This window comes from Streptomyces sp. 150FB, assembly GCF_000818195.1.
Taxonomy (GTDB): domain Bacteria; phylum Actinomycetota; class Actinomycetes; order Streptomycetales; family Streptomycetaceae; genus Streptomyces.
In genome coordinates this window covers 8,812,644-8,824,655 of record NZ_JTHL01000001.1, presented here as the reverse complement: position 1 = coordinate 8,824,655, position 12,012 = coordinate 8,812,644, and the positions used below count along the sequence as shown (strand labels likewise).

Sequence of the window (12,012 nt, the reverse complement as noted above, 5' to 3'; positions counted from 1 at the left end):
GAGGGCCCTGATACCGACCTCCACGCCCAGTGCCGACCGCACACGACTCACCAGCCGCGTCGCCAACAGCGAATGCCCGCCCAGCTCGAAGAAGTTGTCGTCGATCGACACCGACGCCACCCCCAGCAGCTCGGCGAACAGACCGCACAGGACTTGCTCCCGTGCGGACCTCGGCGCCCGACCGGGCGCGTTCGAGGCGAAGTCAGGAACAGGCAACGCACCCCGGTCCAGCTTCCCGTTCCCGGTGAGTGGCAGCCTCTCCAGCACCACGAACGCCGAGGGGACCATGTAATCCGGCAGCCGCTCCGCGACGTAGCCACGCAGTGTGGACGTGCCCAGATGTGCGGCGACGGTGCCCGCCCCGGGCACCACGTACGCCGTGAGCCGCTTGTCGCCGGGTGTGTCCTCACGGAGGATCACCGCGGCTTCGCCCACCCGGGTGTGCCCGGTGAGCACGGCCTCGACCTCGCCGGGCTCGATGCGGAAGCCCCGTACCTTCACCTGGCCGTCGACTCGCCCGACGAAGTCCATCGTGCCGTCGGTCAGCCAGCGGACCACGTCTCCCGTGCGGTACATCCGCTCACCGGGCTTACCGAAGGGGTTGGCGACGAAGCGGTTCGCGGTCAGTTCAGCTCGGTTCAGATAGCCGCGCGCGAGGCCGTCACCGGCGATGTACAGCTCGCCGCTCACGCCCGGGGGGACAGGGGACAGCGTGTCGTCAAGGACGTACAGCTGTGTGTTCCACAGGGGACGTCCGATGGGTACGGTGTTCTCCGGAACCCGTTGGGCGTCGCGGAACGGATTGACGGCGGAGAATACGGTGGTTTCCGTCGGTCCGTATTCGTTGGCCACGACCGTGCCCGGGCATGCCTGGAGGACCCGGCGTACGGCAGCGGGTGACACCACGTCGCCGCCGGCCCAGATTTCCCGTACGCCGCGGAAGCAGGCGGGGTGTTCCTCGGCGAGCACCCTGAACAGACCGGCGCTCACGAAGAGACCGGTCACTTCCTGCTCGGTGATCACGGCGGCGAGGTCGACGGCGTCGAGCGGGCCGGCCGGGGCCACCACTACGCGCCCGCCCGTCAGCAGCGGCGTCCAGATCTCGAAGGTGGACGCGTCGAACGCGTACGGGGAGTGCATGAGCACACGCTCGTGCCGGCCCGAGCGCCAGTACCTGTCCGCGGCCAGATGGACCACATTGCGGTGAGTGTTGGCGACTCCCTTGGGCGTCCCCGTCGAGCCGGAGGTGTACATCACGTACACCAACTGCTGGGAATCGACCGTGACGGCCGGAGCGTCCGCCGGACCGTTGCCGGAATCGGAACCCGGGTCGGACTCGGGCTCGGAATCGGCCGGCTCGGCCACCTCGCCCCCACGGGACACCCGGATCCGCGAGACACCGACCGTGAAGGGGATGTCCCCGGGATCGCGGTCGGTGAGCAGTGCCATCGCCGAGGTGTCGCGCAGGATGAACTCGGAGCGAGTGGCGGGCTGGTTGGGGTGGATGGGGACGTAGACGCCGCCGGCCTTCAGTACCGCCAGGGACGACACCACGACGCCCACGGAGCGCTCCTGGAGGACCGCGACCCGGCTCTCGGTGCCCACACCGGCGCGGAGCAGGTGACGGGCGAGTCGGTCGGCCCGGGCGTTCAGCTCCGCGTAGGTCAGGACGGTGTCGTCGCCGGTGACGGCCACGGCGTCGGGGGTCCGCGCCGCCTGTGCCTCGAAGAGTTCGTGGACAGCGGAGTTCCGCGGATAGTCGACGTCGGTGTCATTCCAGCGTACGAGGATGCGTTCGCGCTCGTCGGGGCCGACCAGGTCGGCGTGGCGCAGGGCCGCCTCGGGGTTCGCGGTCAGTTGGTTCAGCAGGTGGCGGAACCGGGCCTGGTGTCCGGTCAGTTCCGCGCGGTCGTACAGCTCGGAATTCCCGTCGAAGTCGATGGTCAGGCCCGGGCTGCCGAGGGTCTCGCGGACGGCGACGCTGAGGTCCGCCACGGGGCCGTTGGAGAGGTTGTGCGGTACGCCGTGGAGGTCGCCGAGGTTGATCCCGTCGTTGAAGGACATGATGTTGACGACCACGTTCCAGATACGCTGGGTCCGGTTTCCCGCGCGGATCTCGCGGATCAGGTCCTCGGAGCGGTAACGCTGGTGCTTGAGAGCGTCGTTGACCTCGGTGGTGGCCCGTTTCAGCAGGTCGGTGAAGGAGTCCTCGCCGGACACGCGCAGGCGCAGGGGCAGTACGTCGGAGACCATGGCGGGGGTACGCCTGGACTGGGCCGACTTCCGTCCCATGACCGGCAGTCCGATGACGACGTCCTGTTCGCCCGTCATACGGTTGAGGTAGACGAAGGCCGCTGCTGTCAATATGACCGAGCGGGTGGTGCGGTTGGCGTGCGCCAGGTCGTCCAGTGTGTCGCGGTCGCCGCCGCCCAGTGCCGTGGACACGCGGGTGAACCGGCCGTTGATCCGGGGCTCGCGTGAGGCAAGGGTGGTCGGGTGCGGGCGATCGGCGAACTTGTCCAGCCAGTACGCGCGGTCGGTGGCGTATCTGGGTGAGGCGAGGTACTTCTCGTTCTCCTCGAAGAGCGGGTCGAGGCTCTTCGGGCTCGGCGTCACGGCCGCCGTGGAAGTGCCGTCCTGGAGGGCCGTGTACAGCTCGCCCAGGCGCCGCTGGAACAGGGTTGCGGCGTAGCCGTCGATGAGGATGTGGTGGAACCGGACGTACCAGAAGTAGTGCTTGCTCGATATCTCGATCAGCGCGAAGGCCGAGAGCGGATCGGTGATCAGGTCGACCTGCCGGAACAGGTCGGTGTGCATCCAGGTCTTGGCCGCGGCCTCGGGTTCGGGTTCGCCGGACAGATCGACGAACTGGATGCTCGGGACGGTGCCGGGGACGACGGTCTGGCGTACCCCGTCGTCCAGGTCTCTGAACCGCAGGCTGAGCGCCTCACACTCGTCGAACGTCTGCGCGTAGGCCTTCTGGAGCAGAACTCGGTCGATCTCCCCGTGGAATTCCACGTATTCGGCGATGTTGTAGGCGTGGCCCGAAGGGTCCATCTGATGACCGAACCAGATACCTGCCTGAGCAGCGGACAATCCCCTGTGCACGCACTGACCCTCGGACACCTTAATCACCTTGCTCTGAAAGCTACTGTCTGGAATGGGCGGCGGATGAGGCCTCGCACATCAGGCTTGGACGGCGCGCGCCTCGATCACACTGAAGTACGACCCGGTCAGTGCGGTGACGTTCGACATTTCCAGGCCCGCGGGCCGGAGCAGCGTGCGGTATTGGGCGAGGGTGCGTTCCCGGCCGCCCAGTACGACCATCATTCCCAGGTCGCTCCAGCGTGCCGGGTGCGGGTCGCCCGACTCGGGAAGGATCATTTCGCAGATCAGTACCCGGCCTTCGGCGGCCAGTGCTTCCCGGCTTCTGCTGAGGATTTCGATTGCTTCGTGGTCGTCCCAGTCGTGCAGCACACTGCACAGGAGATGTGCGTCAGCGCCGGTGGGGAGTTCCTGGAAGAAGTCACCCGAGGCCGTGGTGCAACGGTCTCGTAGCGGGGTCAGAAAGCCTGTTTTCTCCGTTCTCTCCAGGACGGCGGGGCGGTCGAAGAGGATCCCGTCGAGGTGCGGATTGGCTCGGAGGACGGAGGTCAGGACCGCGCCCTTGCCGCCGCCGACGTCGAGTACGCGGTGCACGCCCTGCCAGGTCGAAAGCGTGGCGAGGCCGCCGTAGAGACGGCTCGCCCGCTCCTGCATGCGCTGGTCGAAGGCGGCCCCGACCTGGTCGTCGCCCTCCTTGTGGGCGAAGAACTTCGTTCCGAACTCGGTGTCGAAGGCGGGCCGGCCGGTGGAGATGGTCTCGACCGCGCCGAGCCAGGCCCGGTAGGAGTCGATGTTGCTGAGGGTTTCGCGCATGGAGACCGGGGAGTCGCTCAGCAGCAGCTGACCCAGCTCGGTGAGGGCGAACCGTCCTTCGTCGTCCTCACTGAAGAAGCCGCAGCCGGCGAGCGCCCGCAGGAGTCGCTCAAGTGCCCCGGGTGCCACATTGAGCACCCGGGCCAGATCCTTGACGTTTCTCGCGGAGTCCGCGCATTCGTCCGCGATCGCGAGCCGTGCTGCCACGGACAGGGCGTACGGCAGGACGGCGACAATGCTGTCGTCGGCCATGCGAAGGAAGTCACGGACCGCTGGGTCAGTAGCGGTGGAAATGACGTGCTCTCTGTCCGTACTCACCCAGGTAGGCCTTTCGTTCGCGCCGTCACACGGTCAGGTCAGGAGGCGTGTTCAGGAATGGTCTTCGCCCATGGCGTCCACCAGGCTCTTCGGGCGCATGTCCACCCAGTTCTCGTTGATGTAGTCGAGACAGGCCTGGCGGTTGTCCTTGTCGTGAACGATGGTCCAGCCGGCCGGCACTTCGGCGAAGGCAGGCCAGAGGGAGTGCTGTCCCTCGTCATTGGTGAGAACGACGTAGGTGCCCTCGGGGTCCTCGAACGGGTTGGTCATGACGCGGTTCCTTTCCTTTTCACGAGTGTTTCCGTGGGTTGTTCATCGAGCCGAACGGGGGAGACGGAGCACGGCACTGGCCACTCCCCCGTCGGGATCGGTGGCGGTGACGAGGGCGACGCGGTCGCGGTCGGCGGCGGTGCTCCCTGCCGTGCTCAGCAGTGCGGCGATCTGGAAGACGGAGGCCGCCGCTGAGGTGTCTCCGATCAGTGTGGCGATGTCGGGCCGGGAGAGGGCCTGCCCACCGAAGATGTCTATCAACAGCCGGTTCTCCTCCGACTCCGCTGTCCCGCCGCAGCCGGTCGACATCGCCGCCCACACATCCGGCGGCGATACCCCGGCGTCCGTCAGGGAAGCGGAGAGACAGGCGTGGAGGGCGGTCACGGGGTCGCCTTCCACGTCGACGCGCGAGGTGACCGAAAGGACCTCGGCGAGGACCGTACGTCCGCCGGGCACCGACTCCGGTCGTTCCAGCAGCAGGACGGCGCTGCCTTCCCCCAGTCCCCCGTGGTCGGAGTTCACGGGCCGCCGGTGGTACTCGATCCAGGAACGGGCCTGGGAGTACTCCTCGGTGCCGCCGACCACCACGTGGTCGGCGCGGCGCGCGGCCAGCAGCCGTCGGCCGTAGCCGAGGGACATCAGGCCGGACGCGCGCCCTGCGGCGATGGTGCTGTTGGGTCCCCGGAAGCCGTGCCAGATGGCGCCGGCGGAGGTGGCCCTGTTCATGGCCATGCTGGGCAGGGCCACGGTCGGTACGTCCTGAGGGCGGCGGCCCTCGAAGGAAGCACGCGTGACGTCCGCGTACCCCTTCGCGCTGTGGGTCGTGGTACCCAGCACCAGTGCGGTGGTCAGGCCCTGGTCGGCGGCGAGGTCGGGCGCGCGTCCCAGCAGGTCCCGTACCGCGGTGATCGTCAGGCCGGTGGCCCGGTCGAGCCCTCTGGTACCGGCCTTGCCCAGGACCTCCCGCACCTCGAAGCCCGGGACCACGTGGACGTGTGTGTCGGCGACGACGCCCCAGCGCGTGGTGTCCGGACGCTGGGCGGTCCCCTGTCCGGACAGCAGTCCTTGTTCGAAGGCCTCGCGTCCCACGCCGAAGGGCGAGACCGCCGACCAGGCGGTGATGACCGGACCCCTCGTCCGGTCAGCGGTGGTGGTGGACACTGCGGCTCCTCTCCGAGATCGATGTCATGGCGGTGCTGGGTGTTCCTCAAACCGCCGGACGGGTCTCAGATGTCCCGTCCGGCCCACGGGGGCGGCTTGGCACGCGCCCTCGCCGCGTTGCGGGAACCATCCGCGTACGTCGTCTGCGTAGCCTGCGTCGCGTACGGGCACGGTGGTCCGCGTCGCGATCACACGCACCGGACGCCGTGCTCCCCGCCCTGCGGGTCGGCGACGCTACTTCTGAGACACTCCCTGCCCGTGGTGTCTGCCGAGGACGACAACGGCGTTGTTCCCGCCGAACGCCATCGCGTTGTTCTGCACGATGCGCACCTCACTCCCGACCGCGTGGTTGGGCACGCAGTCGACGGGGCATTCGGGGTCCGTCCGCCGGTGATTGGCCGTGGGCGGAATGAACCCGCGGCGGATGGCGAGGGCGCCTGCCACCGCCCCGAGGGCGCTGGCCGCGCCCATGGTGTGTCCGATCATGGACTTGATCGCCGTGGTGCGTGGGATCCCGTCGCCGAACACGTCGCGCAGGGCCTGGGCTTCGGTGACGTCGTTCATCTGCGTACCGGTGCCGTGGGCGACGACGAGGTCCACGTCCTCGGGCTTGACAGCGGCGTCGTCGAGGGCGAGTCGCATGCATCGGGCCACGCCGCTCCGTTCGGGCGCCACGGGGTGGTGGGCGTCGCAGTTCAGGCCGTAGCCGAGCACTTCCGCGTACACCTGCGCTCCCCGGGCCAGGGCGGACCGCGCGTCCTCCAGGACGAGCATGCCCGCCCCCTCACCGAGCAGCATGCCGTCGCGTTCGGAGTCGAACGGGCGGCACTCCTCCCTGGCTACCAGACCGAGCCTGGTGAAGGTGACGAGTGTCTTCCTGCACAGTGCGTCCGCTCCGCCGACCAGGGCGTAGTCGCACTCGCCGGACCTGACCGCGTCGAAGCCGTTGCCGATGGCGTAGTTGCCGGCCGCGCACGCCGTGGCGATGGTCGTCGCCTCGACGGCGCCGAGCCGCAGGTCGCGTGCCACCTGCGTCGAGAGCTGGGCGGCGGACACCCTGCGCGCCATCCGGGCCGGCATGTCCTCCAAACCGCCGGGCAGGACGGCCTCGACAATGCGGTCCAGGTCGGGCACTCCGCCGTCCGTCGTGCCGACGCTGACGACGCCCCTGCGTGCCGCCAACTCGGCCGGGTCGAGTCCCGCGTCCGCCAGAGCCATGCGGGTCGTCGCGATGGCGAACTGGGCCGCTCTTCCCACGTCTTCGAGCGGCAGGTGCCGCACCCAGGCCTCGGGGGTGAAGTCCCGTACCTGGTGGCCGCGTCGGTGTGGGAAGCCCTCGGTGTCGGGCTGTTCGATCTCCGCCGTTCCCGCACGGCCGGCCCGTAGCGCTTCGGTGAAGCGGTCGACGCCGTTGCCGATGCTGGACAGGACGCCGATGCCGGTGATGACCACCCGCCGGCGTTCGTCCATTGCAGTTTCCCCCGTGACCGTGTTCACCTCGCTGTGGCCGCTTCCAGAATCTCGAGTATCGACCGCAGGTCGACCATGCGTTCCACGACCCCTCGATCGATTTCCACACCCAGGTCCGTTTCGATGTCGATCAGGATTTCGATCGCGTTCAGGGAGTCGGCGCCGTAGTCGTCCCCGAACCGACCGTCGAGCGTCAGCTCGCTGTCGTCCAATTCGAGGACCCTGCAGATGATTTCACGAACTCTGGCCTCACGCTCGGCAGGAAGCACTGTCTCTCCTTCTCTTACGGTCCCCGGTCACGTCACGTGCCGTGGAAGGCGCTCTTGTAGGCGTCGCTGTGCAGACCGTGCCGGTATGTTTCCACTCTCAGCAGCTCTTCCAGCCGTACGTTCCCCAAGGCCACGCCGGGGCCGAAATGGTCGAGCAGTGCGAACTGACTGGGCTTGGTCGGCGCTTCGAAGATCAGGCGGTCCAGGCCGAATTCGTCGGCGAGGGAGTCGGCGAGAGTTCCGTTGAGATGGCCGTCGGCGTCAAAGAGACCCACGTCTGCGGCGTTCTCTCTCCCTTCCACCACCAGATGTGTGGCACCTTCGTTGAGCCACTGCCCACCGAGCGCGACAAGCTCCTTGGTCGTCGCCTCGTCAAAGGGGCCGTCGTGCTTGCCGCCTATCTCATAGATGACGGTGAGACCGCGTGCGGTCGCGGCTTCCATCACGCGCCCCGGGTGGGGGTCGGAACTGGTGAATCCCTGGCCCGCTTCAATTCCGGTCACGCCCAGCCGGCGGCACAGGTCGAGGTACTCGTCGAGATGACCCTGATCCGCGGCTATCTCGAACATCCCGCCGCCGACTGTCACCGCCAAGCCGTGATCTCTCGCGGCGCTGATCTTCTTGCGCAGGCTGTCGTCCTCGATGAGGAGCCAGGTCGCCATGGAGAGTTTGAATCCCGCCATCAGGGCATGGCTCTGCCTGATGTGACTCGTCACCGTCGCCACGTCGTAGCCGGGGTCGAAGGGATATGTCCGGGGGTTTCGCCGGACAACGCCCAGAGACTCCAGGAAATCCCGTTGGGGGGACACCGCGTTGTTCCTTTCGGACACTGATGTACTTTCCGTCACTGAAAGGGACTACCTCTCCAGGTGAATGCCGACGCCCTGTCCGAGCGCCCGCCGGTAGACGGCGGCGGCGCACGCGATGTCTCCGATGGCTTGCCCGACGGGATTGAAGAAAATGGTCTCCTCCGGCGTCTCCCGTCCCGGGCGGGATCCGGTGACCAGGTCCGAGAGATCGGCATGGCAGCGGTTGGGGCCGAAAGTGCCTTGCTCGGCCATGCTGTGCAGCAGCTTCCCCGGCCGCATCACCTGCTCGTAGCAGTCGACGACGATCTTGTCGCTGGTGAGTACGACGTCCGGCATCGGATCTGCGAGGGAGATGTTCAGGAAGAGGGACCCGCGAGGTACCCACTCGGCCGGAATCCATGACTCCGGCGCTGTGGTGACCGCGAGGACCACATCGGCGTCGCGCAGGCAGGCGGCCGGGTCGTCGTGGACCGTCACCGTCAGATCGTGCTTCTCCTCGGCCCACCGGGCGAACGCCTCTCCGTGCCCCGGTGCGATGTCGTAGACGTCGACACCGTCGGGTCGCCCCCACGACGCGCGGAGCAGGGACAGGTGGGTCCGGGCCAGCAGGCCCGTTCCCAGGACGGCGAGGCGCCGCCCTGCTGGTGCCAGGAACCTGCAAGCCAGGGCGGAGACCGCCGCGGTGCGCCAGGCGCTCACGACGGAGCCGTCCATGAGGGCAAGGGGATAGGCGCTGTCCGCGTCGTTGAGCACGATGACAGCGGAGGCCCTCGGGAGGCCGCGCGTCCGCTGGTTGTCGTGTGCGCTGCCGATCCACTTCATTCCGGAGAGCCGGACGTCACCTCCGACATAGGCGGGCATCGCGATGATGCGATCGGTCGGGTGGGGCCGTTCCGGCCGCCGCAGATACGGCTTGAGCGGCTGCACCACGTCCCCGGCGGCCTGTGCGCGCAGCGCGGCCTCCAGCGCTTCCACGAAGATGGCGTGGTCCTCGCCGATGGCCCGTTCGACATCGGCGGCCGACAAGTACAGCAGAGAGTCACTCTTGGTGGAGTCCACCGTTTTCAACATTCCCCCATGGATCCGTTTCCGTTGGACAACCTGCTCAATTCACTGTGCCGGAACCGGGTCAAGGTCTCTCGGCACTGTGTCGCGGGACAACCGGCGGACGGTACGGATCGCCGCGTGTGCCACTTGTCTCTCGTGTTCCGTCAAAGAGAAGTGGCCATCAGGGAAAACATGGGACGGGAAGGCTGCCCGGAGGGGCCGTGGCGGGTATTTCCCGACCCGTCGGACGCCGGTCCGGATCGCGGGCATGACCCGTTCTCCGAGGTCTGACCGACCCACTGATTCGATGCCGCTCGGACGGGGACGCGGAGCCTCCATTTCCGGTGCTACATCGTCCGTCCTGGAGAGGCAACGCCGGCTCACGCGGCCCTGGAGGCCGGGATTCCGGACGGTGGAAAGCTCGACTCTTCGGGGCAGTCGGCGGGCCCGTCGGCGGTAAAAGCTCCTAGCACCGCCGGCATGTGGCAGACATACATGCGGCAGGCACGCAAGGCGCATACGTGGGTCATGACATCGCTCGGCGTGTCGAATCCACCGGGAAGTGACAGTGACGCGATCAGTGCACACGTCTACCACCACGGCGGATGGACGTACATCGACACTGCGGCCGGGCGCCGCCCGCAATGGGGAGACACCCCCCGTCTAATGCCGCACAAAGAGACGCGCTGATGCCTACACAGCGACGAAACACGCCATTCACCCCCGTGATAGGCCAGCCTGTCTGGTGTTACAACCGAACGAACTGTTCAAGATCCTAGGCGAGGTGAGCGATGAAGGCAACGGAAAATGGATGGCCCTCGGTCGATCGCCTGGTGCGGCGAGCCAATACGACTGCCCAAGACCGTCGAACGGGCACGTGCCCGATAAAGCAGCCCAACGACCAAATTTCAGTCATTCATGGACTCGGACGATTTACGAGGACACTCTCCCACCGCTGAGGACACTCTCCCACTGCTGGTATGTACACGTTCCAGCACCCGCACGGCCTCCTCGACGCCGTTCTCGGCGCCCAGTTTCTCCGCGAACTGCTGGGCCGTCAGACCGATACGCTCATCGGTCGTCGCCGTGACGACGGCAGCGGCCAGGGCCTCTGCTGTGAGTTCACGGAACTTCAGTGGCGCGGTTGCCACTCCGAGTCCGTGGACGTGGTCCGCCCACATCTGCTGCTCGTTGTGGAACGGGCAGGCCACCTGGGGGACGCCGGCCACCAGAGCGGCGTTGAAGGTGCCGACGCCTCCCGCGTGCACCGCGGCGCGGACCTGCGGGAAGAGCCAGTCGTACGGAACGTCCTTCACCACCAGGATGTCCTCGGCTCCGCGGATCTTCACACCGCCCCACCCCTCGACCACGACCGCCCGCTCCCCCGCCTTCCGTACCGCTTCGGCGACGAGCGCTCCGGTGGCTTCGGGGTCGCCTCCGAACATGCTGCCGAAACCGATGGAGATGGGCTTCCTGCCGTTCGCGAGGAACCGCACCAGCTCGGCCGGAGGCTGCCAGTCCGGGCGCCGGGACAATGTCCAGAAGCCCGTGGTGTGCACCCACTCGGGCCAGTCGGATGCAGGCTTCAGCACATGCGGGCTGAAGGAGTGGAGAACGGGTGTCGGGTTGCCGTCGGCGTCGGTCCTGAAGTCCGTGGAGCCGTCGCGGGGTTGCAGGCCCAGCACATCGGAGCGCCAGGTCGACACCCAGTCGGACAACGGCGGCGGGAGAGGCCTGTTGACCCGCGCGTGGTCCTCCAGATTTGTCTCGGTGGGCCGCAGGCCGGGTCCTGCGGAGTACTCGCGTGATGTGACGTGGTGCGGGTAGAGGGAGGCCAGGACATGCGGCACGCCGAGCCGTTCGGCGATCTGGGGCGCCACCTGCCGGGAGGACGGGGAGTACACGACCACATCCGCGCCGTCGGACGCCGCCTCCCACATCCCCCTGAGCAGAAGCGGGAACACCTTGGGGAAGAGCGCCGTCATGGCTTCCCGGAGGCGCCGGCGCGCCTCCGGGTCGTCGTTGTGCAGGTACAGGCCCCGGATGTCCGGGCTTGACTGGAGCTGGACGAGTTCGTCGTTCAGCGGCGCGAAAGCGACTTCGTACTCAGCCGCGAACGACTGGTAAAGGCGGGGACCCGCGAGTACGGCGGTGTGACCCGCCCGGTTCAGGGCGTGGGCCAATGCCAGATATGGCTGTATGTCACCACGACTGCCGTCCGTCACATATACGAGAGCCTTCAATTCCATTCCTTTCCGACACAGCACAGGATCACTACCGAAAGCGGAGCAAAGCAGAGAAGAAAAGCGGCTCATGGCCGCGACCGACCTGCGCGGACGGACGGGCGAACGTGCACACGGGCACGCGGTCGAGGGGTCCGCCAACCAGGAAGCCCGGCCCCGCGAATCGGCGGGAACTCCTGGATCTTACAGGCACTGCGGCGAGAGCGGCATGGACACGTACTCACACAACTCCCTTGCTCAGGCACGCTCTTGACTGTCCGGCGCATGCCGTTCGACACCGCGCGGCGATCAGCGACAGCTCCACCCGTGCACAACGCGCCACCGAAAGGACGACGGCTCGCACACCGTCACACCACACCACACGCGAGGCCCCAGCCGTCGCAGCGTCCTCGGCGGCGCCGCGGCAGTAACGGGCACCGCCGCGCTGTCCGCCGCCGCTGTCAGCCCGGCCGCCGCGTCCTCCGCCGCCTCCGCCGCGCCGTCCGGATCCGGCGCCGCGTTCCCCGA

9 protein-coding genes are annotated in these 12,012 nt (G+C 67.6%); all 9 read right to left on the bottom strand.

Annotated elements, in window-relative coordinates:
* The coding region (locus QR77_RS47180; RefSeq protein ID WP_269084370.1) for an amino acid adenylation domain-containing protein at positions 1–3,108 on the bottom strand (3,108 nt) is incomplete at its 3' end.
* A gap of 78 nt (positions 3,109–3,186) precedes the next feature.
* The gene (locus QR77_RS37885) at positions 3,187–4,170 is read right to left on the bottom strand and encodes a methyltransferase (protein WP_052489371.1); all 984 of its coding nucleotides are present in this window, start codon (positions 4,168–4,170) and stop codon (positions 3,187–3,189) included.
* Positions 4,171–4,287: 117 nt separating this feature from the next.
* Positions 4,288–4,506: an MbtH family protein gene (locus tag QR77_RS37880; RefSeq protein WP_040026498.1), complete on the bottom strand. Its 219-nt coding sequence runs from the start codon at positions 4,504–4,506 to the stop codon at positions 4,288–4,290.
* A gap of 42 nt (positions 4,507–4,548) precedes the next feature.
* A complete protein-coding gene (locus QR77_RS37875; protein ID WP_040026497.1) occupies positions 4,549–5,667 on the bottom strand; it encodes a beta-ketoacyl synthase N-terminal-like domain-containing protein in 1,119 nt (372 codons plus the stop codon).
* A 234-nt stretch (positions 5,668–5,901) separates the two neighbouring features.
* Positions 5,902–7,137, bottom strand: a complete 1,236-nt coding sequence (locus tag QR77_RS37870) for a beta-ketoacyl-[acyl-carrier-protein] synthase family protein (RefSeq protein WP_040026496.1) — start codon at positions 7,135–7,137, stop codon at positions 5,902–5,904.
* A 23-nt stretch (positions 7,138–7,160) separates the two neighbouring features.
* Positions 7,161–7,406, bottom strand: a complete 246-nt coding sequence (locus QR77_RS37865; RefSeq protein WP_040026495.1) for an acyl carrier protein — start codon at positions 7,404–7,406, stop codon at positions 7,161–7,163.
* Between the two features lie 32 nt (positions 7,407–7,438).
* A complete protein-coding gene (locus tag QR77_RS37860) occupies positions 7,439–8,215 on the bottom strand; it encodes a phosphosulfolactate synthase (protein ID WP_040026493.1) in 777 nt (258 codons plus the stop codon).
* Positions 8,216–8,263: 48 nt separating this feature from the next.
* Positions 8,264–9,286, bottom strand: coding sequence for a hypothetical protein (locus QR77_RS37855; RefSeq protein WP_052489370.1), 1,023 nt, complete (start codon positions 9,284–9,286; stop codon positions 8,264–8,266).
* An 884-nt stretch (positions 9,287–10,170) separates the two neighbouring features.
* Positions 10,171–11,505 (bottom strand): glycosyltransferase, encoded by a 1,335-nt coding sequence (locus QR77_RS37850; protein ID WP_160310996.1) that lies wholly within the window; start codon positions 11,503–11,505, stop codon positions 10,171–10,173.
* Between the last annotated feature and the right edge of the window lie 507 nt (positions 11,506–12,012).

Coding starts and splice junctions, on each gene's coding strand:
- QR77_RS37885 (WP_052489371.1), bottom strand. CDS start 4,170: ATGGCCGACGACAGCATTGTCGCCGTCCTGCCGTACGCCCTGTCCGTG.
- QR77_RS37880 (WP_040026498.1), bottom strand. CDS start 4,506: ATGACCAACCCGTTCGAGGACCCCGAGGGCACCTACGTCGTTCTCACC.
- QR77_RS37870 (WP_040026496.1), bottom strand. CDS start 7,137: ATGGACGAACGCCGGCGGGTGGTCATCACCGGCATCGGCGTCCTGTCC.
- QR77_RS37855 (WP_052489370.1), bottom strand. CDS start 9,286: ATGTTGAAAACGGTGGACTCCACCAAGAGTGACTCTCTGCTGTACTTG.